General features: G+C 52.8%; 20 protein-coding genes. 13 read left to right on the top strand and 7 right to left on the bottom strand.

Annotation, left to right across the window (positions count from 1 at the left end):
- Positions 1–451: 451 nt before the first annotated feature.
- Positions 452–964: a hypothetical protein gene (locus tag A9165_RS02370; protein ID WP_008608444.1), complete on the top strand. Its 513-nt coding sequence runs from the start codon at positions 452–454 to the stop codon at positions 962–964.
- A 467-nt stretch (positions 965–1,431) separates the two neighbouring features.
- On the opposite strand, the gene ansA is transcribed toward A9165_RS02370, so the two are convergent.
- Both ansA and sppA read right to left on the bottom strand, forming a co-directional pair.
- Positions 1,432–2,445: an asparaginase gene (gene ansA / locus A9165_RS02365; protein WP_065954780.1), complete on the bottom strand. Its 1,014-nt coding sequence runs from the start codon at positions 2,443–2,445 to the stop codon at positions 1,432–1,434.
- Positions 2,446–2,505: 60 nt separating this feature from the next.
- A complete protein-coding gene (gene sppA / locus A9165_RS02360; protein ID WP_008608446.1) occupies positions 2,506–4,386 on the bottom strand; it encodes a signal peptide peptidase SppA in 1,881 nt (626 codons plus the stop codon).
- A gap of 134 nt (positions 4,387–4,520) precedes the next feature.
- Here sppA and A9165_RS02355 point away from each other — a divergent pair, with 134 nt between their 5' ends.
- The 4 genes from A9165_RS02355 (at position 4,521) to A9165_RS02340 (ending at position 10,284) form a co-directional block, all read left to right on the top strand.
- Positions 4,521–6,566, top strand: a complete 2,046-nt coding sequence (locus A9165_RS02355) for an NADPH-dependent 2,4-dienoyl-CoA reductase (RefSeq protein ID WP_304440041.1) — start codon at positions 4,521–4,523, stop codon at positions 6,564–6,566.
- 355 nt (positions 6,567–6,921) lie between these two features.
- Positions 6,922–8,169, top strand: a complete 1,248-nt coding sequence (gene glgC, locus A9165_RS02350; protein ID WP_065954779.1) for a glucose-1-phosphate adenylyltransferase — start codon at positions 6,922–6,924, stop codon at positions 8,167–8,169.
- Positions 8,170–8,198: 29 nt separating this feature from the next.
- Positions 8,199–9,629, top strand: coding sequence for a glycogen synthase (locus tag A9165_RS02345; protein ID WP_065954778.1), 1,431 nt, complete (start codon positions 8,199–8,201; stop codon positions 9,627–9,629).
- Between the two features lie 97 nt (positions 9,630–9,726).
- A complete protein-coding gene (locus A9165_RS02340; protein WP_008949274.1) occupies positions 9,727–10,284 on the top strand; it encodes an NAD(P)H nitroreductase in 558 nt (185 codons plus the stop codon).
- A gap of 158 nt (positions 10,285–10,442) precedes the next feature.
- Here A9165_RS02340 and asnS read toward each other — a convergent pair whose 3' ends face one another.
- The 4 genes from asnS to bioA all read right to left on the bottom strand — a co-directional run bounded on the left by asnS (position 10,443) and on the right by bioA (position 14,698).
- Complete coding sequence (gene asnS, locus A9165_RS02335) at positions 10,443–11,843, bottom strand: asparagine--tRNA ligase (protein WP_065954777.1); 1,401 nt, start codon at positions 11,841–11,843, stop codon at positions 10,443–10,445.
- A gap of 149 nt (positions 11,844–11,992) precedes the next feature.
- On the bottom strand, positions 11,993–12,493 hold the full coding sequence (locus A9165_RS02330; RefSeq protein ID WP_065954776.1) for a hypothetical protein: 501 nt from the start codon (positions 12,491–12,493) through the stop codon (positions 11,993–11,995).
- Positions 12,493–13,356: an MBL fold metallo-hydrolase gene (locus A9165_RS02325; protein WP_065954775.1), complete on the bottom strand. Its 864-nt coding sequence runs from the start codon at positions 13,354–13,356 to the stop codon at positions 12,493–12,495. Before A9165_RS02325 ends, A9165_RS02330 begins: the two co-directional genes overlap by 1 nt.
- 67 nt (positions 13,357–13,423) lie before the next feature.
- Positions 13,424–14,698 (bottom strand): adenosylmethionine--8-amino-7-oxononanoate transaminase, encoded by a 1,275-nt coding sequence (gene bioA, locus A9165_RS02320; protein ID WP_065954774.1) that lies wholly within the window; start codon positions 14,696–14,698, stop codon positions 13,424–13,426.
- A 117-nt stretch (positions 14,699–14,815) separates the two neighbouring features.
- Here bioA and bioB point away from each other — a divergent pair, with 117 nt between their 5' ends.
- The 5 genes from bioB (at position 14,816) to htpX (ending at position 19,578) form a co-directional block, all read left to right on the top strand.
- Positions 14,816–15,874 (top strand): biotin synthase BioB, encoded by a 1,059-nt coding sequence (bioB, locus tag A9165_RS02315; RefSeq protein WP_065954773.1) that lies wholly within the window; start codon positions 14,816–14,818, stop codon positions 15,872–15,874.
- 5 nt (positions 15,875–15,879) lie between these two features.
- Complete coding sequence (locus tag A9165_RS02310) at positions 15,880–17,085, top strand: 8-amino-7-oxononanoate synthase (protein ID WP_008608460.1); 1,206 nt, start codon at positions 15,880–15,882, stop codon at positions 17,083–17,085.
- The gene (locus A9165_RS02305) at positions 17,085–17,885 is read left to right on the top strand and encodes a methyltransferase domain-containing protein (protein ID WP_065954772.1); all 801 of its coding nucleotides are present in this window, start codon (positions 17,085–17,087) and stop codon (positions 17,883–17,885) included. Before A9165_RS02310 ends, A9165_RS02305 begins: the two co-directional genes overlap by 1 nt.
- Before the next feature lie 2 nt (positions 17,886–17,887).
- A complete protein-coding gene (gene bioD, locus A9165_RS02300; RefSeq protein ID WP_065954771.1) occupies positions 17,888–18,580 on the top strand; it encodes a dethiobiotin synthase in 693 nt (230 codons plus the stop codon).
- A gap of 137 nt (positions 18,581–18,717) precedes the next feature.
- Positions 18,718–19,578 (top strand): protease HtpX, encoded by an 861-nt coding sequence (htpX, locus tag A9165_RS02295; RefSeq protein ID WP_008608463.1) that lies wholly within the window; start codon positions 18,718–18,720, stop codon positions 19,576–19,578.
- 84 nt (positions 19,579–19,662) lie between these two features.
- Here htpX and A9165_RS02290 read toward each other — a convergent pair whose 3' ends face one another.
- Positions 19,663–20,001, bottom strand: a complete 339-nt coding sequence (locus A9165_RS02290; RefSeq protein WP_008608465.1) for a zinc ribbon domain-containing protein YjdM — start codon at positions 19,999–20,001, stop codon at positions 19,663–19,665.
- Positions 20,002–20,205: 204 nt separating this feature from the next.
- Between A9165_RS02290 and A9165_RS02285 the strand changes: the two genes are divergently transcribed.
- From A9165_RS02285 to A9165_RS02275, 3 genes are all read left to right on the top strand, one after another.
- Entirely contained in the window at positions 20,206–21,336 is a 1,131-nt protein-coding gene (locus A9165_RS02285) for an alanine--glyoxylate aminotransferase family protein (protein ID WP_065954785.1), read from the top strand.
- A gap of 155 nt (positions 21,337–21,491) precedes the next feature.
- Positions 21,492–24,776, top strand: coding sequence for a S41 family peptidase (locus A9165_RS02280; RefSeq protein ID WP_065954770.1), 3,285 nt, complete (start codon positions 21,492–21,494; stop codon positions 24,774–24,776).
- 62 nt (positions 24,777–24,838) lie between these two features.
- Positions 24,839–25,081 (top strand): TIGR02647 family protein, encoded by a 243-nt coding sequence (locus A9165_RS02275; RefSeq protein ID WP_008608470.1) that lies wholly within the window; start codon positions 24,839–24,841, stop codon positions 25,079–25,081.
- The last annotated feature ends 2 nt before the right edge of the window (positions 25,082–25,083 follow it).

Genomic DNA, 25,083 nt, shown 5'->3' with positions numbered 1-25,083 from the left:
GTCATCCTAATTGTCGCCGAACAGATGAACGAAGGTATTTATTCTCCTTTGCTCTTCAACGACATGTCAGATAGATGTGCTAATGATAAAAATGATGCAACACTATGAATGTCTGCCTCTGGGACAAATCAGCATTTCTTCGCCACAGGCTTGATTACATATCACGCCCAAGGTTTCTAACCCACTAGCGCAGGACCGACTCCGGTACGACAAGCATACCGGAGTCGAGGTTTGGTGTAGCATTAAGATAGCTGCGTAGTTTGCCAGCGCAGAACCGACTCCGGTACGCAAGCATACCGGAGTCGAAGAGCGGGGTAGCTTTACGCTAAAAAGGTATATAATCATCATTAATACTAGCCCGGACGAAAAGCTTCTGAGACTGAGATAGCTGTGTTACCGGTAGATACCGCCGAAAGCTGCTTTTGAATAGCCTGATATTAAGGATCTTGTGATGCAAGATGAAATCGTATTTCGCCCTGATCGCCGGGGAATAAGCATCAAACATATCGCGCTGATTTTCTTTGGTTTTTTGCTGTTTATTCAATTATTTCTGTTGGGGGCAGAGCCATTAGTGGTAAGACTGGCCGTTACCGTGGCTCTTGCTGTTTTCCTGCTATTAGGGCTTTGGCTTTGCAAATTACACTGCCAAAACTGGCCGCAAGAAATAGTGCTTAGCCGTTTCGGGATAAGCTACGGCAATATAAAGGCCATGCATGGTATCGATCTTATTCCGTGGCATGAAATCGCCCGGATGGATATTTTCTATACCGACCCCCGGTTACCGCCTCATCTGCGCATTGGTCTTAAGCCCGGCGCATTTTGTAGCCAGTTAAAAAAGCCGGTATTACAACGCTTTAGCATGGGGCTGGATGTCAATATCCCGGTATCAGTGAATGTGGCTGCGGATGTGGTGTTACAAACCGCGGAGCGTTTTTGGCAAGCGTCCAGGGAGAGAGTTGGTTGAGATCGCAGGACCGACTCCGGTACGGCAAGCATACCGGAGTCGAGGTCTGGTGTAGCGTTAAGGTAGTTGCTTAGTTTGATATCGCAGGACCGACTCCGGTACGACGAGCATACCGGAGTCGAGGTTTGGTGTAGCGTTAAGATAGTTGCTTAGTTTGCTATCGCAGGATCGACTCCGGTACGCAAGCATACCGGAGTCGAGGTTTGGTGTAGCGTTAAGGTAGTTGCTTAGTTTGATATCGCAGGACCGACTCCGGTACGGCAAGCATACCGGAGTCGAGGTTTGGTGTAGCGTTAAGGTAGCTGCGTAGTTTGCTATCGCAGGACCGACTCCGGTACGACAAGCATACCGGAGTCGAGGTTTGGTGTAGCGTTAAGGTAGTTGCTTAGTTTGCTATCGCAGAACCGACTCCGGTACGGCAAGCATACCGGAGTCATGGCGCGGGGAAGCTATGGCAGTTTTTACGCTTACAGGGTTAATTCACCGCGCAGATCTTGCTGCATCTGAGTGCGGATCTGCTCCGGGCTGAGTGGTTTGCTTAGCAGGTAATGCAGCTTGGTCAGGCTGGCTTCCAGCGTCATATCAAAACCGCTGATGACGCCAACGCGGTGCAGGGCGTTGCCGGTGGCGTAGCCATCCATATTCACCTTACCTTTAAAGCATTGAGTGCAGTTAACTAACACCTGACCGCGTGCGGTGGCATCTTCCAGTACCTGTAATAACTCCGGGCGCTGTGGCGCATTACCGACCCCAAAAGATTTAATAATCAGCGCCCGTACCGGGGCGGCCAGCATATTACTGATCACATCAGTAGTAATGCCCGGATAAAGCGTGACGACGCTGATCGGTTGTGGCGTAATATCGGCGACTTGCAGTGGCAATGGCTGATTTGGGTTACTCAGTTTACCGGCCTGTAATTTGATATGGATACCGGCTTCCAGCAGCGGTGGAAAGTTAGGTGAGGCAAAGGCATTAAAGCCATCAGCATCGGCTTTGGTGGCGCGATTGCCGCGGAATAACTGGTTGTTAAAGAACAAGGCGACTTCTGCAATCGGATAATTCGCTGCCAGGTAAAGCGCATTTAGCAGATTAACCTGGCCGTCCGAACGTAACTGCGCCAGTGGAATTTGTGAGCCGGTAATAATTACCGGTTTTTGCAGATTTTCCAGCATAAAAGACAGCGCTGAGGCGGTATAAGCCATGGTATCGGTGCCATGCAGTACCACAAAGCCATCATACTGTTGGTAGTTCGACTGGATATCCTTGGCGATCGCCAGCCAGTGGGCGGGCGTCATATCGGACGAGTCAATCACCGGGTGATACTCATGAATGTCAAACTCCGGCATTTCCGGCCGGTAAAACTCCGGCATCCGTTTTACCGTGTCGGTTAAAAAGCCCGGAACCGGAATAAAGCCACGGGTGGATTGCTGCATACCGATGGTACCGCCGGTATAAGCGACATAGATACGTTTTCTCTGCATGTGAACCTTAAAAAAATGCCCGGTCATTGCCGGGCATTGTAATCGTTATTGGCGGGGCTGTCAGTGGATCTGGCAGCTCAGGCAGTAGGAGTAGATACCATTAGGGTCATTAAACTGGTTCATTAACAGGAAGTCCTGTTGTACCTGCTGGCTTAACTGACGCAGGGCACGGTTTTGCATCGACTGGCCGAAGCTCGGTACCCAACCTTTGGCCTGGGCAGCACCAAACATATCAACAAAGAATTGCTCTGCCGGGCTTAACTCCTGTTGGATCACTTTGACATCGTAGTTATCCAGGCCAGCCATTTCCGCAGCACGGGCAATAGCATCGTCGAAGGTACCCAGTTTATCCACCAGGCCAAACTCCTGCGCCATCCGGCCGGTCCAGACGCGGCCTTGGGCAACCTTATCTACCGCTTCCACGCTCATATTGCGGTTTTTACCCACCATGGTCAGGAATTCGGTATAACCGCGCTCGATCAGCAGCTGCATTAAATCTTTCATTGGGTCATTTAACCCTTTAAACAGCGGAACACCGGCCGATAGGCCTGCCAGCTCAGTGGTACCTACGCCATCCACGTTTAAGCCCAGAGTTTGCATCGCATTTTCCAGCGTGTGCATTAAACCGAAGATACCAATAGAGCCGGTGATCGTAGTCGGGGCAGCCCAAATTTCATTGGCTGGGGCGGCAATCCAGTAACCACCTGAGGCAGCAACTGCGCCCATAGATGCTATAACTGGTTTGCCAGCTTCACGCAGCAGGGTAATTTCCTGACCAATCACTTCTGACGCGAAGGCGCTGCCGCCGCCGCTGTCAATGCGCAGTACTACGGCTTTTACTTTATCGTCATGACGGGCACGACGTAACAGCGCCGCAGTAGAGTCACCACCGATGGTGCCGGCTTTAGCGGTACCATCGATAATCATACCGCGGGCCACGACAACGGCGACTTTTTCGGTCATCGGATTATCAAACTGCTTGGCCGGTAACACCAGCTTGCTGTAATCATCGAAGGTCACATGGTTGTAGGTATTTTTGTCGTTCTTACCGACAACGGCAATTAAGCTGCGACGGAACTCTTCGCGGGTTTGGATACTATCAACCAGCTTGTTTTCCAGCGCGTACTTGCTTAAATCGCCCTCGGCGGCAGCCACCTTGGCATACAGACCGGCAAAGGTTTCGTCAAAGTTATCCAGTGCAAAGCCACGACGGCCGGCAACCTGTTCTTTATATTCCTGCCACAGCGCATTTAACCAGGCGATATTGGCTTCTTTGGCTTCAGCAGACATATCATCGCGGGTGTAGGGCTCTACCGCAGATTTATAGGTACCCACGCGGAACACATGGGTGCTGACCTTCAGTTTTTCCAGTGCGCTCTTGTAGAACATCGGATAGCTGCCGTAACCTTCCAGGATCACAGCACCCATTGGCTCCAGGCTGATTTGATCAGCATAGCTGGCCAGAAAATACTGGTTTTGGGCAAAGAAGGCGCCGTAGGCGAATACTTTTTTACCGCCTTGCTTGAAATTCTCAATCGCGCTGCCAACGGCCAGCATCTTGTCCAGTGAAGCACGACCTAAGCCGGATAAATCCAGCACCATGGCCTGAATGCGGTTATCTTTAGCGGCATGATTAATTACCGCAACCAGATCGCTAACCAGGATCTCCGGCGTTTCTTCCTGGCCACCCAGGCTCTGATTCATAATGGCGGCGATAGGATCAACAAAGCGTTTTTCTTCAACCAGATCGCCTCTCAGATTCAGGTAAAGGGCAGAGGTTTTCGCCACTTTGACTTTGTCGCCGCCACCGAAGATGGCGCTGCCAATTAAGATCACAAATAAAATAAAGATGATATTAAGCACGGTGGAGCGAAAGCCCTTATAGACGGCCCAGATCGCGCCAAAGAAGCGCCGGATGATGCCTTTCTTTTTTTCTGCCATGAGATATTCCTGTGTCTCGAACGATTTTTTGCATTAAGTATGCTAACTGCTTTTGCTGCAAAGTCGAAACCGAATTTGTAAGAAAATGTATATCGCTTGCGAAACGGCGCCAAACTCGCTAGAGTCTGGCATTTATGACAGGTACGACCAGAGAGGTTTATGTGGCTTATCAACAATTATTACAACCGCTCGATCTCGGTTTCACAACATTACGCAACAGAGTGATTATGGGGTCGATGCATACCGGCCTGGAAGAAGAGAAAAATGGTTTTAGTAAACTGGCGGCCTTTTATGCTGAACGCGCGAAAGGCGGTGTCGGGTTAATTATTACCGGCGGTATCAGCCCGAATTTTCGCGGCAATCTGGTACCTTTTGGCTGTCAGTTGAGCTTCTGGTGGCAGGTTGGCAAGCATAAGCAGGTCACTGAAGCTGTACATCAGCACGGCGCCAAGATCTGCCTGCAACTGTTACATGCTGGTCGCTATGGTTATCATCCGTTTAACGTCGCCCCCAGCAAAATTAAATCACCCATTACCCCGTTTAAGCCATCAGAGCTGTCTGGCCGTCAGGTGCGTGCCACCATTAAAGACTTTGCCAATGCCGCCAAACTGGCGAAAAAAGCCGGTTACGATGGTGTGGAAATTATGGGCTCGGAAGGCTACCTGATTAATCAGTTTATTTGTCAGCGCACTAACCAGCGTACCGATGAATGGGGCGGAAGCTTTGATAACCGCAGCCGTTTTGCGCTGGAAACGGTGCGGGCGGTGCGTGAAGCCTGTGGTAAGGACTTTATTATTATTTACCGGCTGTCTATGCTCGATTTGGTAGAAGACGGTAATACCTTTGATGAAGTCGTCGCTTTGGGTAAGGGCGTTGCCAAGGCAGGGGCGACGATGATTAATACCGGCATTGGCTGGCATGAGGCACGGATCCCGACCATTACCACCCGGGTACCGCGGGCTGCCTTTAGCTGGATCACGGAACGGGTGCGCAAAGAGCTGTCCGTGCCGGTGATTGCCACTAACCGCATTAACGATCCACAGGTAGCGGAAGATATTCTGGCTAACGGCCAGGCCGATCTGGTGTGTATGGCGCGACCTTTCCTGGCTGACGCCGACTTTGTGAATAAAGCGGCTGCTGATGAGGCTGATCTGATTAATACCTGTATTGCCTGTAATCAGGCCTGCCTGGATCATATCTTCCAGCAAAAGCGTGCCAGTTGTTTAGTAAATCCGCGCGCCTGTTACGAGACTGAGCTGAATTTTACCCCGGCTACAACCCGTAAAAAGCTGGCGGTAGTGGGTGCCGGCCCGGCTGGCCTGGCCTTTAGTGTTTATGCTGCGCAGCGTGGCCATGAGGTGCACTTATTTGATAAATCGCACCAAATCGGCGGCCAGTTTAACTACGCCAAACAAATTCCGGGCAAAGAAGAGTTCCATGAAACCCTGCGTTATTACGGCCGGATGCTAGAGCTGCATGCCATTAAGCTGCATTTAAATGCCGAGCAAAGCGTGGAGTCGTTAAGCGCTGGTGGCTTTGATGAGATTATTCTGGCCACCGGGATAGTGCCGCGTGATATTGGTTTGCCGGGGCAGGACCATCCGAAAGTACTGAGTTATCTGGATGTGCTGCGCGACCATAAAGCCGTGGGTAAGCATGTGGCTATTATTGGCGCCGGTGGCATTGGCTTTGATGTATCGGAATATCTGACCGAAGAGCATTCACTGACGTTGCAACCGGATGCCTGGTTAAAAGACTGGGGCGTTGATAAGGCCTATCAGGCGCGTGGTGCCTTGCTAAAAGCCGAGCCGGCTGAGCCTGCCAAGCGCAAGATCTATTTGTTGCAGCGCAAGAATACCAAGGTTGGCTCTGGCCTGGGTAAAACCTCGGGCTGGGCACACCGGGCCTCGTTGCAGAAAAAAGGCGTGGAAATGCTGGCCGGCGTAAATTATCTGAAAGTAGATGATGCCGGGCTTTGGATCAGCATTAATAACGAAGAGCGCTGCCTGGCGGTGGATAATGTGGTGATCTGTGCCGGTCAGGAGCCGCTGCGGGCGCTGCAACAAGGTTTAATTGAGCGGGGGCAGAAAGTGCATTTAATAGGCGGTGCGGATGTTGCTGCCGAGCTTGATGCCAAGCGCGCCATTCGTCAGGGCGCGGAGCTGGCGGCACAAATCTAGTCGTTTTTGCCTGGCTCTGGCCGGGTTCCCGACCTTTGATCGACCGGTTGCACCAAAAAAGTGCGACCGGTCATCTCTTTGTCATCTTTTTGTCCTTTACTTGCCCTATTTTTACGCAGTATTAGCTGCTATCTTTATTAGTAGTTTCATTAACACTAATAAAATGCAAAGCCGCCAAGCAGTAGTCAGATATTGGTATTGCTATTGCATAGCAGGTGAAGGCCAAGCAGTGCAGTGAAAAGCCTGCAGCAATCGCCTGAACCCCGCACAACCAAGACCAACCCCGGGGATAACACAGTATCAATTTCATTATATGGAACCACTGTGCCAGGCACAGTGCTAAAGGGGAGAAACTATGTCAGGTGTATTAACGATGATTCTGGCGGGTGGTGAAGGTACCCGTTTGGCGCCTTTAACCGGCGTGCGGGCGAAACCAGCGGTGCCGTTCGGTGGTAACTACCGGATCATTGACTTTGTCTTAAACAACTTTGTGAACTCAGACTTGCTGCAAATTTTTGTGATTACGCAGTTTAAATCGCACTCTCTAATGAAACACCTAAGCCGCGCCTGGCGGGTCGGCGGCATTACCAACCGTTTTATTGATCCTATCCCAGCCCAGATGCAAACCGGTAAGCACTGGTATTTGGGCACGGCTGATGCCATCTATCAAAACCTGCATTTAATTGAAGGCTTGGATCCGGAGCATATCTGTGTTTTTGGTGGCGACCATATTTATAAGATGGATGTGCGGCAAATGCTGGACTTTCATCGCAAAAAGCAGGCTAAGTTGACGGTGGCTGCCATTCCGGTACCGGTGTCGCAGGCGCATGAGTTTGGCATTATTGAAGTCGATGCCGACGGCCGGATGATCGGTTTTCAGGAAAAACCGAAACAGGATCCGAAAACCATCCCCGGCCGGCCCGATATGGTGTTGGCCTCGATGGGTAACTATATTTTTGAAGCCAAATGTCTGGTTAAGGTGTTAAACGACGATGCCGCTAATCCAGACTCCAAACATGATTTTGGCCATAATATTATTCCGGGCCTGGTGCCGGGCGGTGAAGTCTTTGTCTATGATTTCTCGACCAACAAAATCCGTGGTGAATCGGAGAGCAGTTCCGGTTACTGGCGTGATGTTGGTACGCTGGACTCTTATTATGAAGCCAATATGGATCTGATTTCTATTGATCCGCCGTTTGATGTATACAACCGTTACTGGCCACTGCGTAGCTATACGCCACCGATGCCGCCGGCGAAATTTGTGCATGATCAGGCGAACCGTACCGGGCAGGCGATTAGCTCAATGGTCGCAGCGGGTTGTATTGTCAGCGGCTCTATCGTTTATCAGTCGATACTGGGTTACAACGTGCATGTACATAGCCATAGCTATATCGAAAAATGCGTACTGATGGGCAATAACGATATCGGCCGTGGCTGCCGTATTCGCCGTGCCATCATCGACAAAGATGTTAAGATAGCACCCGGCACTGTGATTGGTGAGGATATTGAAGCGGATCGCAAGCGGTTTCATATCTCGCCAGGTGGTGTGGTGGTGATCCCGAAAGGGGCCAAAGTGGGTTTTGATGATGACAGTGGCAGCTAAGGCTGCCCGCTAAAAAAAGGATCTGCCTGGTGCGAGTTCTGTTGTTATGTAGTGAATATGAAGGGCTGATCAAAACCGGTGGGCTGGCAGATGCCTGTCGCGGCATAGCGCAAGGGCTGGTTGATGCTGGCCATCAGGTCACCGTTTTATTGCCGCAATATACCAATCTGTACAGCCGGCCAACCGGGGAGTGGCACTCGGTTTATTTTCATTTAGGCGGCCGGCCACTGGGCTGCGCGGTACGGCAGTTGGCGCAAACCAGTCAGGGGGGGGTGGATATCCGCTTACTGGAGCATCATGATTTTTTTCATCGTGAGCGGCCCTATGATGATGGTGATCAGGGTTATGCCGACAATCCGCTGCGCTTTGGTTTTTTCTGCAAAGCGGCGCTGGAATGGTGCCGGCTGTATTTACCGGATGTCGATCTGATCCATGGCCATGACTGGCAAACCGCAGTGACAGCGGCCTATTTAAAACAGCATTATGCGCAGGACCCGGTACTTGGCAGGGTCCCCTTTGTGTTTACTATCCATAATGGCGCCTATCAGTTAACGGCCGGCGCAGAGTGGTTTGGTAAGCTGGAACTGGCGCAGCAGCAGGATCACTTTCTGAATATGCTGGAGCAGGGCATTCGCTATGCGGCCAAAGTGAATACCGTCAGCCAGGGCTATCGTGACGAGTTGTTATCGGAGCCAGCGGCCAATGGTTTGGCCCGCTTATATCAACAACGGCAAGCTGATTTTGTCGGTATTCTGAATGGCTGCGATTATCAGCAGTGGGATCCGGCCACCGATTTAACCTTGATTAAAAATTTCGATAGCACCGATCTAAGTGGCAAAGCAGCCTGTAAACAACAGCTAAAAGCCCGGTTTCATTTACCGGCGGCGGACGTGCCGTTAATGGTGGCGGTAAGCCGGATCACCGGTCAGAAAGGCTATGACTATCTGATCCCGGCACTGCGCCAGTTTTTGGCGCTAAGTAAGGTGCAGGTGTTTATTGTTGGCAGTGGCGAGCAACATTATTGCCGGCAACTTTACCAATTACAGGAAGATTTTCCGGCGCAGTTCCGTTTTTTTGAGGGCTTTGATGAGACCCTGGCACACCAGACTGAAGCGGCCGGTGACTTCTTTTTAATGCCGTCGTTATTCGAACCCTGTGGCTTAAATCAGCTGTACAGTCTGAAATATGGCGCTGTGCCTTTGGTGCGGTTAACCGGGGGGTTGCAAGATACCGTTGTCCCATGGCCAGACCAGGCCGCAACGGGCATTGGTTTTAGTGATGTCAGTATCGCCGCTTTATTGTCGGCGTTACAGCAAGCCGAGCAACTTTATCTGCAACAGCCAGCCTATCGGGCGGTGCAATTACGCGGTATGCAGCAGAACTTTAGCTGGCAAAGCTCGGTGCAAAGTTATATTCAGCTTTACCAACAGGCGTTGACTGAGCAGTTTTCGCGGAGTTAATCGCCACTTGCGCAGCTTGCTGCAAAATTGCCGTGAGTCAGACGGTTTTTTTTGATAGCCTGCGCAGCAACAGCTCTCGCTATTTACAGGTAAGTTTATGGATGCATTAACTCTTCTGACCAGCCGTTATTCTTCGCCGCGCCTAACCGAGCCGGCTCCCTCAGCTGAGGCTATGGCACTGATTAAACGTGCCGCGGTGCAGGTGCCGGATCATGGCGCCTTACGTCCGTGGCGTTTTGTGGTAGTGCAGGGTAAAGCAGCGCTAACCCGGCTGGGTGATGTCTTTGCCGAAGCCGCCATTGAAGAAGATCCAACCTTGTCACTGGAGCTGCAGGAGCGCGCCCGGCAATTGCCATTGCGGGCACCGATGGTTATCGTCTGTATCGCCAAAGTTACCGAGCATGCCAAGGTGCCGGCAGCCGAGCAGGTGCAATCAACCGCCTGTGCGGTGATGGCAATGCAGCAAATGGCCTTTGCCTTAGGTTATGGTGGCATTTGGCGCACCGGCGCTTACACTCAGTATGATTATGTTAAGCAGGCGTTTGAGCTGGCAGCGGATGATGAAATTGTTGGCTTTTTATATCTCGGCACGCCAAATGGCGGTGCGCCTAATCGTACGCCGCTGGATGCAGACGCTTTCTTTAGCGAGTTTTAGTCGCTGGCATGCGTAGTGGGACAATCCGGTCCAACGGTTTATTCCTCACCAAAAAAGAACCCGCAATTGTTGCGGGTTCTTTTTTGCAAGTACCGGGCTTTCCCCGGCACTGTTGATTTCCCGGCAATGCTGATGCCGAAGCCTTGCCCAGTCAGTGTTTAGAACTCTGCATTACCCGGTGTCCGTGGGAACGCAATTACATCGCGCACGTTACCGACACCGGTTACATAAGATACTAAACGCTCAAAACCCAAGCCAAAACCGGCATGCGGTACAGTACCGTAGCGGCGTAAATCGCGATACCAGCCGTAATCTTCTTTGTTCAGGCCCATCTCATCCATACGCTTATCCAGCATTTCGAGGCGCTCTTCACGCTGACTACCGCCGATAATCTCGCCGATACCCGGTGCCAGGACGTCCATCGCGGCCACGGTTTTACCGTCTTCATTTAAGCGCATATAGAAGGCTTTAATGTCTTTCGGGTAGTTTTGCATAATGATAGGAGCACCAATATGCTCTTCGGCCAGATAGCGCTCGTGTTCAGACTGCAGATCGACACCCCATTCCACCGGGTACTCGAATTTCTTACCGCAGTTTTTCAGAATTTCGATGGCATCGGTGTAGTCCATCCGCACAAAGCTAGAGTTCACCACCTTTTCCAACCGGTTAATTGCATCGGCGTCAATCCGCTCGGCAAAGAAGGCTAAATCATCGGCGCGCTCGGTCAGTACCGCTTTAAACACGTATTTCAGCATATCTTCGGCCAGCTGGGCGATATCTTTTAGCTCAGCAAAGGCGACTTCCGGTTCAATCATCCAGAATTCAGCCAGATGGCGGCTGGTGTTAGAGTTCTCGGCACGGAAGGTTGGGCCAAAGGTATAGATCTTAGACAGCGCACAGGCATAGGCTTCGCCATTCAGCTGACCTGATACCGTTAAGAAGGTCTCTTTACCAAAGAAGTCCTGGCTAAAATCGATTTTACCCTGGTCGTTACGTGGCAGGTTGTGAATATCCAGCGTACTGACGCGGAACATCTCACCGGCACCTTCGGTATCAGAGCCGGTAATAATTGGCGTACTGATCCAGTAATAACCCTGCTCATGAAAAAAGCGGTGAATGGCCTGTGCCAGACAATGCCGCACCCGGGTGACGGCGCCCATAATATTGGTACGTGGCCGCAGGTGTGCCTGCTCGCGCAAATATTCCATGCTGTGGCGTTTGGGGGCCATAGGGTAAGTATCCGGGTTCTCTACCCAGCCTAATACCTCAACAACATCGGCCTGAATTTCATACGCCTGGCCCTGACCTTCAGAGCGGGCGATAACACCTGAAACCGCCACAGAGCACGAGGTGGTCAGACGCTTTACTTCTGTTTCGTAATTGGCCAGATTGGCAGGAACCACGGCCTGTACCGCATCAAAACAGCTGCCGTCATGCACGGCTAAAAAGGAAATACCGGCTTTTGAATCGCGGCGGGTGCGGATCCAGCCTTTTACCGTGATCTTTTCGCCAACCGCATAGCGACCGGCCAGAACATCTTTAATAACAGCATGCGTCATGCAAACAACTCCAAAGGGACAAGCAGGGGCGGCATCAGCTCTAGCGCCCGGATTGAATTAAAGCAGTAATGATACTTGGCGCAAGGCTGAATACAAGCAAAAAGTTGCGCCAGCAGAAAAGAGTTGGCTTGCCGGAAGAAAGTTGCGTACTAGGGTGCTGCGACCTGACGGACCTGCACCTTTTTCAAATTAGGTAAATAAATAAGCTGCTGACCATCGGCACTTAGGATCACCTCAGCTGTACCCCGAAAGTGCCGGCTTTCGAGTCGATCCGCATCCAGCACCCAAAGCCGGATATTATTTTCCAGCAGCAGTTGCTTGCCATCCTGCTGACTGGCTATCAATTGCAGCTTATAACCTTGTTGCGCCGGCAGCTGACCATCCTGATAACTCAGGTCAAACTGAAAGCCGCCACTTAATGCCTGTACGTTGCCAGTACGTAAGTTACGGCCGCTAATAAGAATAGCGCTACCACGGGCTAAAGCCCGCGGTGCCGTTAAACGCCAGAGACTGCCATCTGTCAGCGCCAGTTGGTTCGCGCTGCTGCCATTTATTTGCGACAACAGATACTGCACTGGCTCACCCGGGGTTTGTGACAAGATAGCGGCGCTGAAAAACAGTGCGCCAAGCAGGCTCAGGCGTTTTAGCATCAGGGTACCGCCTGATACAGGGTTTTGATCCAGCGCTCTTCGGTAATAAAGTTCCAGTGCCAGGCTTTGAACTCGTCGCCAAGGCCCTTGGCAATCAGTTCGGCTTCAGAGACGCCTTGCTGTTTGGCGGCAGTCACCAGCGTCAGCGTTTGCTCCATCATAGCCAGTTCTCGCTGTAAGCCGGCTTTATTAGTCAGCTCACCATGGCCCGGAATCACCTGCGTTTGGTCATCAATTTGGCTAATCACATAGCGGGTATTTTCAATATATTGCTGCACATTACCGCCGTTATTGGTGTCGACGAACGGAAAGCGGCCCTGGAACATTAAATCGCCCATATGCACAATGTTTTGTTTCGGGAACCAAATCAGTAAATCACCATCAGTATGGCTGGCCGGCATCGGCTCCAGTACCATTTCAACGCCATGATGATTAATGGTAGTTTTCTCGATGATGGTGGTTTTTGGTAGGCCCGCACGGTCGAAATTGTTATCAGCGCTAAGGCGGGTTTTGACATTGGCATGGGCGATAATATTGGCATTGGCGGCCAGTGCCGCATTACCACCAACATGATCGCCATGCATATGGGTATTAATCAGCGTAGTGAGCTCAGCCGGGCTTAAGGTTTTTAACGTAGCGCGAATTTTATCCGCCAGCTCGGCATACTGACTGTCAATCAATAGTACGCCGTCGCTGGTTGCGACTGCGGCCATATTACCGCCAGCGCCGGTCAGCATATAAACGCTGTCTTTCAGCGGGGTAGCATTAACCTGCACATCGGCAAAGCGGTTGGCCAACGCCACGCTGCTACACAGTAACAGCGCGGCGCCGGTTAAGAGGCTAAGAGGTTTGGTTATTTTCATTATGGGCTCCAATAATTTATTGTGATTAGGCACAAAAACTACGGCCTGTTGCGTTATCCGGTTTACTCTAGCACGACGAGGCGACCTCGTACATCGACCAACAGAGACGGCTTAGCTGTGCACTGCTAATGGTAAAGGGCGGCATAATATAGATCAGGTTATTAAAGGGCCGGATCCAGACGCCGCGCTCGACAAACCCGGCCTGTAATTTCGCCACATCCACTTTTTGCCGCATTTCCAGCACGCCAATGGCGCCCAGTACCCGCACTTGTTTGACTGCCGCAAGCTTAGCACAGGGGGCTAACTCCGCGCTAAGCTGTTGTTCAATCGCCGCCACTTGCTGTTGCCAATGCCCCTCGGCAATGATGCGGATACTCTCCAGTGCTACCGCACAGGCCAGCGGATTGGCCATAAAAGTCGGGCCATGCATTAAACCGCCGGCTGCACTTAAACTAATACCGCGGGCAATTTCATCGCTGCACAGCGTGGCGGCCAGCGTCAGATAGCCACCACTTAACGCCTTGCCCAGACACAGGATATCCGGATTGATTGCCGCATGCTCACAGGCAAATAGCTTACCGCTGCGGCCAAAGCCGGTAGCAATTTCATCGGCAATCAGCAGCACCTGATACTGGTCACAGAGCTCACGTACACCACGTAAATAATCCGGATGATAAAAGCGCATACCACCATAGCCCTGAACGATCGGCTCCAGAATGATGGCGGCGATGTCATTGGCAGACTGGCGCAGCAGATCACGTAGTGGCGTCAGATCGTTAGCGTCAAAGGGGCCGGCAAAAGCACTCTGTGGTGCCGGCAGGAAATCATGCTGTGGCAGTAACTGGCTAAACATACTATGCATACTGTCATGCGGGTCGCAGACCGCCATCGCCGCAAAGGTATCCCCATGGTAGCCTTTGCGTAGACTCACCAGCCGGTTTTTTTGGGTTTTCCCCACGCCTTGCCAGTATTGCAGCGCCATTTTTAGCGCCACTTCTACCGCAATAGAGCCGCTGTCGGCCAGGAAAACCTTGCTGAGATTGGCCGGAACCATCTTAAGCAGCTGCTGACAGAGTGCCACCGCCGGTTGATGGGTAATGCCGCCAAACATTACGTGCGCCATCTGGCTAAGTTGGCTGCTGATGGCCTGATTCAGCCGTGGGTGATTATAACCATGCACGGCTGACCACCAGGAGGCGGTGCCGTCAATCAGTTTACGGCCGTCTTCCAACTCCAGTTCGCAGCCATCGGCCCGCACTATCGGATAAACCGGTAGTGGCGATAACATCGACGTATAGGGGTGCCAGATATGCAGGCGATCAAAATCCAGATTTATGCTCATAAAATAATCAATAGTAAACTTTGATGGCAGGTCTGCGTTGACAAGCCAGGGTTGGTCGCTAGACTAGCGGAAAAACCATTGCGGCTCAATGCTGCTACGCTGATAACAGGGATCCCCATGCAGGCCACATCTTTTTTTCAGGTTACTCCCCGCCATAACTGGACTTTAGCCGAGGTTAACGCGCTGTTCGCCTTACCCTTTAACGATCTATTGTTTCAGGCACAGTCGGTGCACCGGGCACATTTTAATGCCAATGAGGTGCAGGTTAGCACCTTACTGTCGATTAAAACCGGTGCCTGTGCCGAAGATTGTAAGTATTGCCCGCAAAGTGGCCATTACAATACCGGCCTTGAGCGTGAGCGGCTGCTAGAGGTAGAAAAGGTGCTGCGCCAGGCTGCGGCCGCGAAAGACAAGGGCGCCAGCCGCTTTTGTATGGGCGCCGCCTGGAGTAACCCTAAGCAGCGCGATATGCCGTATTTAATTGAAATGGTGCGTGGTGTAAAAGCCATGGGCCTGGAAACCTGTATGACTCTGGGTAAGCTGGAGCCGGAGCAGGCGCATTCACTGGCCGCAGCAGGCCTGGATTACTACAACCACAACCTGGATACTTCGCCGGAGTTTTATGGTGAGATTATCACCACCCGCAGTTATCAGGATCGACTGGATACGCTGAGCCATGTGCGCGATGCCGGCATGAAAGTCTGTTGTGGTGGCATTGTCGGTATGGGCGAAAGTGCTAATGACCGCTCGGCGTTACTAATGCAAATTGCTAATTTGCCGCTGCATCCGGAGAGTGTGCCAATTAATATGCTGGTCAAGGTAGAAGGCACACCACTGGAGAATGTCGCCGATCTGGACGGTTTTGAATTTATCCGTACCATTGCCGTCGCCCGTATTATGTTGCCACAAAGCCATGTTCGCTTATCTGCTGGCCGTAGCCGGATGAATGAACAGATGCAGGCGCTATGCTTTTTCGCCGGTGCCAACTCCATTTTCTACGGTGACAAACTGCTGACCACCGAAAACCCGGCGGCGGATGCGGATATGCAATTATTTGCCAAGCTCGGCATAGTGCCGGAAAAGCGCCAGGATGTGTCGGATGAAGCCCATGCGCTGGCACTGGCCGATGCCATTAAAGAGCAGCAAAATCCGCCGCTATATCATGCTGCAGGCTAAGCGCCATGCAGCTTGCCGCCATGCAACAGGCACTTGCCGAGCGCGAGGCTAAGGCGCTCAGGCGTAGCACCAGGGCACTTGGCGCCGTCTCTGGCCGGTTATTGCATGTCAATGGCCGGCAGTATCTGAATTTTTCCGGTAATGACTATCTGGGGTTGGCCAGCGAGCCCAAAGTCCAGCAAGCGCTGTGTGATGCGGTCAGCCAATATGGGGTGGGCAGTACCGGCTCACCGCTGGTAACGGGTTTTCATGCCGCGCATCAGGCGTTAAGTACCGAGCTTTGTGATTGGCTTGGTGTCGAGCGGGTCTTGCTGTTTAGCTCGGGCTTTGCCGCTAACCAAAGTATGCTGGAGTGTCTGGCCAGTGCCGATGATCAGCTGCTGCTCGATAAGCTCTGCCATGCCTCCCTGATTAGCGCTGCGCAGCAGCATCCTTCGCAGGCCAAGCAGCCACTGCGGCGTTTTGCGCATAATAAGTTGGCTTCCTTAGAAAAGCTGTTACAAAAAACCGTCAGCGCCAGACATCAGTTGGTGGTGACTGAAGGTGTCTTTAGTATGGATGGTGATAGTCCGGATTTGCCGGCTATGCTGAAGCTGTGTCAGCAGCATCAGGCCGCGCTGCTACTGGATGATGCGCATGGTATAGGCGTACTGGGGCCTGAGGGGCGAGGTACCGCGGCGGCTCAGGGGGTGGCAAACAGCGAGCTGTTCTGCACCATGGCCAATTTTGGCAAAGCCCTGGGCGCCAGCGGTGCTTTTCTGGCAGCGAACAGCACCGTTATCGAGTATCTGGAACAGTTTGCCAAACATTATATTTACAGCACAGCGCTGCCACCGGCACTTTGCGCGGCGGTGCACTGTGCCATCCGCTTAGTTCGCACTGAGCAGTGGCGACGTGACCTGCTACAGGACAATATCCGCTTGTTCCGACAACTGGCAGCAGAGGCCGGTTTACCGCTGCTGCATGCAGAAGAGGCGACGACAAGCTGGCTGGATCGCAGCCAGCACAGTGCCATTCAGCTGCTGCTATTAGGCGAAGCCAGTCGTGCTTTGGCACTGAGCCAGGCCTTGCAACAACAGGGGATTTGGCTAACCGCGATCCGGCCACCGACGGTACCACCTAATAGCGCCAGGTTACGCATAACGCTGAGCGCCAGTCATCAGCCGGACGATATCCGGTTTTTAATCAATACCTTAAGGCAGTACTTTTAATGCAGGCTGTAATACAAGCTTCTCAGGGCGCCATCGCCGCCTGTTTTGGTAAAGCCGCGGCCAGTTATCAGCACGCGGCCCGCTTACAGCGCCAGGTCGCCTATCAGGCGTTGGCCGGTTTAACGGCTGCCGGTTCGCTTACAGGCACAACACTGGGCAACACGCTCGATTTGGGCTGCGGCCCGGGTTGGCTGCATCCGGAGTTAGCACCACATACCGAAACGCTGACTGCGCTGGATTTTAGTCCCGGCATGCTGGCTGCGGCCAAGGCACAGGGGCAGGCGGCGCATTATCTGTTAGCCGATGCGGCGGCGATCCCACTGGCTGATGCCAGTATCAATACCGTATTTTCCAGTTTAATGCTGCAGTGGTGCCCTGAGCCAGCTCAGGTTCTGCGCGAAATTAGCCGGGTACTGACGCCAGGGGGCCGGGCTGTGGTCACGACCTTAGTTGCCGGCACCCTTAGCGAGTTGCAGACCGCCTTCGCCGCCGTGGATCAACACCAGCATGTGCAACATTTTTTACCCCTCAATGCACTCAGCGCCGCCGCAGAGGCCTCAGGCGCAAGCTGGCAAGTGCATAGCTATCAGCTTGACCTTAGCTACCCGGATATCTTTGCGCTGGCAAAAGAGTTAAAACAATTGGGCGCCAGTTATATTGCCAATCGTGGGCGGCAGGGGTTAACCGGCAAGGGTTACTGGCAACAGGTTGCGGCGGCCTATCCGAATGCCAGTGCTTCAGGTTTAACGGCCAGCTATCAGGTTGCGGTGTTACAGCTTAGCAAGCCATGCAGGGATTAATGATGAACCAACACTGTTTTTTTGTTACCGGCACTGATACCGATGCCGGTAAGACCTATGTCAGTGCCTTGTTGTTACAAGGCTATGCCGCTTTGGGCATTACTGCGCTGGGCGCGAAACCGCTGGCAGCGGGTGCAGAGCAGGCGGCGGATGGCAGCCTGCAAAATAGTGACGCGTTACTGTTGCAGCAGCATTCTGGTATCGCGTTACCTTATGCGCAGCATAATCCGGTGTGTTTAGCTGAACCGGCCGCACCGCATCTGGTGGCCGCGGCGGCCGGTATCAGGCTGGATGAGCCACAACTGACTGCACATTTGCAGCAGTTACAGCAAACTCAGGCGCAGCGCATTTTAATCGAGGGCGCTGGCGGTTGGTTATTACCCTTATCGGATAAGCGTTATCTGGCGGATTGGGTGCTGGAACAGCAATTGCCGGTGGTGTTAGTGGTAGGCATTAAGCTGGGCTGTTTAAATCATGCCATGCTCACTGTGCGGGAATTAGAGCGCAGTGGCGCCAAAATCCTTGGTTGGGTCGCCAATATTATCAGCCCGGATATGCTGTATCTGGCACAAAATATTGCGGACTTAACGCAGCGTATTCAGGCGCCCTTGCTGGCTACTGTGCCTTATGCCGCTGTCGCTAAGCCGGAAATCGCGCTTCAGTTAGCGGCAGCCTTAGAACAACATCTGACTTAGGCCGTTGTGAGTGCTTATATTTACTTACACGTTTTACCTGACTTTTCATATTTTTTGCCGTAAAACGGCAACCAGAAATTGAATTCATGGTCTATGCCCATATATACAGGTGCAGTAAATCTTAAGAGGGTGTATCGATGAAACGGGTGTTGTTATTTCTGGCAACTAACTTAGCGGTGATTTTAGTTCTGAGCATTGTATTAAATATCGTGTTCAGCTTTCTGGGAATAGACCATAGCAGTATCGGCGGCTTACTGGTGTTTGCCGCGATTTTTGGCTTTGGTGGCTCCTTTATCTCGTTACTGATGTCTAAGTGGATGGCTAAGCGCTCTACCGGCGCTGTGGTGATCACTCAGCCGCGTAATGCTACTGAGCACTGGCTGATGAATACCGTGGCCAAGCAAGCGAAAGCGGCAGGCATTGGTATGCCGGAAGTGGCGGTCTATGACTCGCCAGAAATGAATGCCTTTGCTACCGGGGCTAACCGTAATAATGCGCTGGTCGCCGTATCTACCGGTTTGCTGCGCAATATGAGCGAAGATGAAGTCGAAGCGGTGTTGGCACATGAGGTGTCTCACATCGCCAATGGCGATATGGTGACGCTAACGCTGATCCAGGGCGTGGTGAATACCTTTGTGATTTTCTTAGCGCGTTTAATTGCCGGTGTGATTCGTAACAACAACCAGCAAATGGGCCAGCTGGCGTATTTTGCCATCGTTATCGTACTGGAAATGGTATTTGGTATTCTGGCCAGCATCATTGTGATGTGGTTCTCGCGGCAGCGAGAATACCGGGCTGATGCCGGTGCCGCCCGTTTAGCCGGTGCCGGTAAGATGATTAAAGCGCTGGAGCGGTTAAAGTATAACCATGAAAGCCGCCTGGAAGGCAGTATGATGGCCTTTGGTATTTCCGGTAAGAAAGCCAAATCAGAACTGTTCTTAAGCCATCCACCGCTGGAAAAACGCATTGCTGCGTTGCAAAACAGCCGGCAGTTTTAAGCCTTAACTTAAGTCTGCAATTAAGCCTTAACCGACAGCACCCCGCACTAGCGGGGTGTCTGCTATCTGGTGCGCTACCGCCAGTTAAACCTTACGTACAAACTCCGATTTCAGGCTCATGGCGCCAAAGCCATCAATTTTACAGTCGATATCATGATCGCCTGACACCAGCCGGATATTCTTCACCTTAGTGCCAATTTTCACTACTGCTGAAGAGCCCTTCACTTTTAGATCTTTAATTACGGTAACGGTATCGCCGTCCTGCAGCAGGTTGCCGGCGCTATCGCGGATTTGCAGTCCTTGCTCAGGGGTTGCGTTGTCAGTCGCAGACCATTGATGGCCGCAGGCCGGGCAAAGCAGCAACTCGCCATCCTGATAGGTGTATTCAGCCTGACAACTGGGACAGGCGGGTAGGGTTTGCATAGGGTACTCCCACTGACGAAACCGGCGATTATAGCCGACAACAGCACGGCTGTCGTGCCGCTATTTCGCCGCTTTATCTTCGTTATTCAGCTAAATGCCGCGCCTGCACCGTCTTTGGCCGGATAATTTGCTATGCTGCCAGTTCGCTTTTTTGCCTTGCACGCTGCAGGCTATGTTAAGGAGAGCTTATTTATGACCCTGGCGCTGATCCCCGCACCTATTATCGCGGCTTTTAATCCACCGCGGCGTATTTTAATGGGCCCCGGGCCTTCTGATGTATATCCGACGGTGCTGGCCGCACAAAGTAAACCCACTGTCGGCCATTTGGATCCGCTGTTTGTCGGCATGATGGATGAACTGAAGCAACTGCTGCAATATGCGTTTCAAACCCGCAACGAGATGACGCTGGCCATCTCCGCACCGGGCTCAGCCGGGATGGAAGCCTGTTTTGTCAACCTGGTGGAACCTGGTGAGAAAGTGATCGTTTGTCGTAACGGCGTGTTTGGCGAACGGATGCGGCAGAATGTCGAACGTTGCGGCGGTATTGCCGTGACGGTCGATCATAGCTGGGGCGAACCGGTGGATCCGGCTAAGGTGGAACAAGCGCTGCAGCAGCACCCGGATGCGCGCTTTCTGGCCTTTGTGCATGCGGAAACCTCAACCGGGGCGCTATCAGATGCCAAAACGCTCTGTGCGTTGGCCAGGCAGTATGATTGTCTGAGTATTGTGGATGCCGTCACCTCACTTGGTGGTGTCGAGCTGCGCGTAGATGACTGGGGCATTGATGCCATTTATTCCGGCAGTCAGAAATGTTTGTCTTGCGTACCGGGTTTATCACCGGTGTCTTTCTCGCCGGCTTCGGTGGCAAAAATCAAGGCACGCAAGACGCCGGTGCAAAGCTGGTTCCTCGATCAAAGCCTGGTGATGTCCTATTGGAGCGGCGGTGCTAAACGGGCGTATCACCATACGGCACCGGTTAATACGCTGTACGCGCTGCATGAGTCGCTACGCTTACTGGCGGCAGAGGGCTTGGAGCAAGCCTGGGCCAGACATCAGGCGATGCATCAGCAATTAAAGCAGGGCTTACACCAGCTTGGTATCGACTTCGTGGTGGCTGAACCATACCGCTTGCCGCAATTAAATGCCATTTATATCCCGGCCGGCGTGGATGATGCCGCTGTGCGTAGCCGTTTGCTAAACGACTATAACCTGGAGATTGGCGCCGGCCTTGGCGATCTGGCCGGTAAAGCCTGGCGCATTGGCCTGATGGGCTTTGGCGCCCGGCGCGAGAACGTGGCGCTGTGTTTACAGGCACTGGGGGAAGTTCTGCGTTAGTTCGGGTTGATGGTTAGCAACAAGCCAGCGTTTCAGTGCTGGCTTTTTTTATCGTTTTTTCCGGTCATTTGAGCGGCTGTGACTACCCGTGGTAGCGGCATTCTGTTAGTTTCTGGCTATTAGAATAACAATATAACAGCAATGAGGTATTCACCATGGCTATTGGCCGCCGTTTCCCGCTAACCCTACTTTCTCTGTGTTTTGCTAGCTGCTTTAACCCAGCATTGGCCAGCACAGCAAGCGAAGGCTACTATCGTTTTCCGGCTTTGCAGCAACAACAACTGGTGTTTACCGCTGAAGGTGATATCTGGAAGGGCAGCCTTGGCCAGCAACAGGCACAGCGCCTGACAACTCATCCGGCACTGGAGCGCGATCCCTTGCTCGCCGCTGATGGTCAGACGCTGTATTTTGTCGCCAATTACGAGGGTACGGACGAGGTTTATCAGCTGGCACTGAGCGGTGGCCCGGCCGAACGCCTGACCTTTGAAAACAGCCGGGTGCGTCTGTTACAAAGCCTGAGCGATGGCCGGTTGTTATATGCTACCGATAACGCCAGCGGCCCGGCGAATTTCTGGCAACTGACCTTACTCGATCCGAAAACCGGCCTCAGTACCATACTGCCGCTGGCCGATGCCAATAGCGGTCAGCTAGATGAGAGCAGTAATACGCTGTTTTTTACCCGTTTTGGCCTGCATTTGACCGGGGATAATGCCAAAGTTTATCGCGGCGGCGCCATGGGCGAGCTGTGGCGCTGGACTTTAGGCTCAAGCGTAGAAGCCGAGCGTTTATTACCGGAACACGCTGGCTCTATTAGCCAGCCACAGGTGGCTAATGGCCGGGTTTACTTTGTCAGTGATGCCGATGGCAATAGTAATATCTGGTCAGTCACCTTAGCTGGTCAGGATCTGCAACAGCATACGCAACAGCAAGACTGGCGTATTGGCCGCTTATCGGTCAGTGAAGGTAAGGCGGTGTATCAATTGGGTGCCGACCTGGTGCAGCTGGATTTAGCCAGTGGTCAAAGCCAGACGCTGCCATTACAACTGGCGTCGGATCGGCTGCAACAACGCGAGCGCTGGCTGGATAAGCCGCTGAGTTACCTCACTGACGTCACAGCTAATGCGAATACCAAACAAGCGGCCTTAACGGTACGAAGCCAGATTATCCTGGTCGGCCAGGACAACAGACGCACAGTTCAGATCGCAACACCAGAAGGCAGTCGCTCCCGGCAAGCCTTGCTGAGTCATGATGGTAACTGGGTGTACGCTATTAACGATGCCAGTGGCGAAAACGAGATCTGGCGCTTTGCTGCCGATGGTGCTAACCGTGCTGAGCAATTAACCAAAGACGGGTCAACCTTCCGTTGGGGCTTACAGCTGTCACCGGATGGCCGCTATCTGGCGCACGATGATAAAAACGGCGATCTCTGGTTACTCGATCTGCAAACTGGCAGTAATCGCAAAATTTATCAGCAAGGCTGGGGACATTCACCCTACGCCGATGTGATCTGGTCAGCAGATAGCCAGCTTCTGGCCTTTACGCTGAATCATCAGCAGCGACCGCGCAGTCAGGTGGTACTGTACAGTCTGGCTGAGCAGCGCAGCGAAGTCCTGACCAGCGATAAATATGAATCCTATGCCCCGGCCTTTAGCCCGGATGGCCTCTGGTTGTACTTTCTTTCTGATCGTCAGTTCCGCGCCACCCCTTCCAGCCCCTGGGGCGACCGTAACCTGGGGCCGATGTTTGATAAAAGAGCAGAAATCTTTGCCCTTAGCCTGAAAGCCGAGGCCTGTTTCCCCTTTGCGCCGGCGCAAGAGCTGGTTAACTGCGATAACAAGGCTGCTACCGAGGCGATGCAGGGCCGTCGCGCGCAGCGTATTGACTGGCAAGGCCTAGCCAGCCGTTTGTGGCAGGTGCCTGTCAGCGCCGGTAACTACCGGCAATTAAGTCTGAATAATGAACGGCTTTATTTGCTAAGCCGCGGGCAGGGCGAGCAGGCGTCAGAATTACTGACCGTTAATATTGCCCAGCGTGCGGTGAAAACCAGCAGCGTTAGCAAAGGCGTGGCGCGTTATCAGTTAAGTGCCGATGGCAAAACCCTGTTTATTCAAAAAGCGGCTCAGGATAACAGTGGCGAGCTGTTACTGGTGCCGGCCAGCGATAAGTTACCGGCGGATCTGAGCACGGCCCGGTTAAATACCGCAGCACTGCGCCTCGCGGTGGTGCCGCAAACCGAGTGGCGGCAGATGTTTAATGACGCCTGGCTGATGCACCGCGATTTTCTGTTTGATAAAAATATGCGGGGGCTGGATTGGCAAGCGACCCGCAGCAAGTATTTACCGCTCTTACAGCGCGTCACGGACCGGCACGAACTGGACGATCTGTTATCGCAAATGATGGGCGAGCTAAACGCTCTGCATTCGCAGGTGCGCGGAGGGGAATATCGTGACGATCCCACAGCGCCCGGTGCGGCAAGTCTGGGTGCGCGTTTAAACAATCAGCCGGGCGGGGTGCAGGTCGCGCATATTTATCAGACCGATCCGGAACTGCCGGCTCAGGCTTCACCGCTGGCAAGACCAGGGGTTAATATTCAGGCCGGTGATGTGATTATCGCGGTGAATGGTCAGCGCATCAGCAATCTGGCGGAATTGACCACAGCACTGCGCAATCAGGCGGGGCGTCAGGTGTTGCTGGAGCTAAAGCGCGGTAATACCGCACTGAAGCGTATTGTCGAACCTGTGCCGGCGGCGCAGGAATCGATGTTGCGTTATCAGGACTGGGTACAGCGCAATTTGCAGCAGGTTACTGAGGTATCAAGCGGGCGCTTTGGCTATTTGCATCTGAATGCGATGGGGCCGGCAGATATTGCCAATTTTGCCCGTGAGTTTTATGCCCATTTCCAGAAAGAGGGCCTGATTATCGATGTGCGGCGCAACCGTGGCGGCAATATTGACAGCTGGATTATTGAGAAGCTGTTACGCCGGGCCTGGTCGTTCTGGCAACCAACCCATGGCGCACCCTATACCAATATGCAGCAAGCCTTCCGCGGCCATTTAGTGGTGCTGGCTGACCCCTTGACTTACTCTGATGGCGAAACCTTCTCCGCTGGCGTGCGGGCGCTGGGCCTGGGCCCGGTGATAGGGCAACGTACCGCCGGTGCCGGTGTCTGGTTATCCGGTCGTAACTTACTGGCCGACCGTGGTGTGGCGCGGGTAGCGGAAACGCCGCAGTTTGCCATGGATGGCCGCTATATCATCGAAGGTTATGGCGTAGAACCGGATATTGAGGTGGTGAATTTGCCTTATGCCAGCTTTAACGGCCAGGATGCCCAGTTGCAGGCGGCACTTAACTATTTAACCACACAGTTAAGCCGCCAGCCGGTACAACCGCTTCGGGCGGCACCGCTGACACCGGCGATAGCTGAGGATATTAAACGCTGATTAAGCTTGCTTTTTTGCTGCCCCGGCGTATCTTGAATAAAAAAGGCAGAGAAGGAGTGACTATGCCATTTAGTGCTGAGCTGATAGAAGAGTTACGGGTGCTGGCGTTGTTTAATCTGGATAGCATCAATTCCGGGATCAAAGCGCACAAGGTCGCGCAACCTGAAGTGTTGGCGGCTATTAGCCGCCTGTATGCCAAAGGCTTGATCAGCCAACCGGACGGCGGCTATCTGACTGATCTGGGAATCCACTGTGCGGAGCAATTGCAAAGCACTTTGCGCATTTTGGGTGCACATCAGAGTTAAGT

The sequence above is a fragment of the Alishewanella sp. HH-ZS genome, from assembly GCF_001704375.1.
In the GTDB taxonomy this organism is placed as follows: domain Bacteria; phylum Pseudomonadota; class Gammaproteobacteria; order Enterobacterales; family Alteromonadaceae; genus Alishewanella; species Alishewanella aestuarii.
The sequence above is the reverse complement of the archived record's forward strand: the minus strand, read 5'-3'. Positions and strand labels throughout refer to the sequence as shown.

Excerpts from the sequence above, each read along its gene's own strand:
- A9165_RS02370 (WP_008608444.1), top strand. The coding sequence starts at position 452 with ATGCAAGATGAAATCGTATTTCGCCCTGATCGCCGGGGAATAAGCATC.
- ansA (WP_065954780.1), bottom strand. The coding sequence starts at position 2,445 with ATGCAGAGAAAACGTATCTATGTCGCTTATACCGGCGGTACCATCGGT.
- sppA (WP_008608446.1), bottom strand. The coding sequence starts at position 4,386 with ATGGCAGAAAAAAAGAAAGGCATCATCCGGCGCTTCTTTGGCGCGATC.
- A9165_RS02355 (WP_304440041.1), top strand. The coding sequence starts at position 4,521 with ATGACAGGTACGACCAGAGAGGTTTATGTGGCTTATCAACAATTATTA.
- glgC (WP_065954779.1), top strand. The coding sequence starts at position 6,922 with ATGTCAGGTGTATTAACGATGATTCTGGCGGGTGGTGAAGGTACCCGT.
- A9165_RS02340 (WP_008949274.1), top strand. The coding sequence starts at position 9,727 with ATGGATGCATTAACTCTTCTGACCAGCCGTTATTCTTCGCCGCGCCTA.
- asnS (WP_065954777.1), bottom strand. The coding sequence starts at position 11,843 with ATGACGCATGCTGTTATTAAAGATGTTCTGGCCGGTCGCTATGCGGTT.
- A9165_RS02330 (WP_065954776.1), bottom strand. The coding sequence starts at position 12,493 with ATGCTAAAACGCCTGAGCCTGCTTGGCGCACTGTTTTTCAGCGCCGCT.
- A9165_RS02325 (WP_065954775.1), bottom strand. The coding sequence starts at position 13,356 with ATGAAAATAACCAAACCTCTTAGCCTCTTAACCGGCGCCGCGCTGTTA.
- bioA (WP_065954774.1), bottom strand. The coding sequence starts at position 14,698 with ATGAGCATAAATCTGGATTTTGATCGCCTGCATATCTGGCACCCCTAT.
- bioB (WP_065954773.1), top strand. The coding sequence starts at position 14,816 with ATGCAGGCCACATCTTTTTTTCAGGTTACTCCCCGCCATAACTGGACT.
- A9165_RS02310 (WP_008608460.1), top strand. The coding sequence starts at position 15,880 with ATGCAGCTTGCCGCCATGCAACAGGCACTTGCCGAGCGCGAGGCTAAG.
- A9165_RS02305 (WP_065954772.1), top strand. The coding sequence starts at position 17,085 with ATGCAGGCTGTAATACAAGCTTCTCAGGGCGCCATCGCCGCCTGTTTT.
- bioD (WP_065954771.1), top strand. The coding sequence starts at position 17,888 with ATGAACCAACACTGTTTTTTTGTTACCGGCACTGATACCGATGCCGGT.
- htpX (WP_008608463.1), top strand. The coding sequence starts at position 18,718 with ATGAAACGGGTGTTGTTATTTCTGGCAACTAACTTAGCGGTGATTTTA.
- A9165_RS02290 (WP_008608465.1), bottom strand. The coding sequence starts at position 20,001 with ATGCAAACCCTACCCGCCTGTCCCAGTTGTCAGGCTGAATACACCTAT.
- A9165_RS02280 (WP_065954770.1), top strand. The coding sequence starts at position 21,492 with ATGGCTATTGGCCGCCGTTTCCCGCTAACCCTACTTTCTCTGTGTTTT.
- A9165_RS02275 (WP_008608470.1), top strand. The coding sequence starts at position 24,839 with ATGCCATTTAGTGCTGAGCTGATAGAAGAGTTACGGGTGCTGGCGTTG.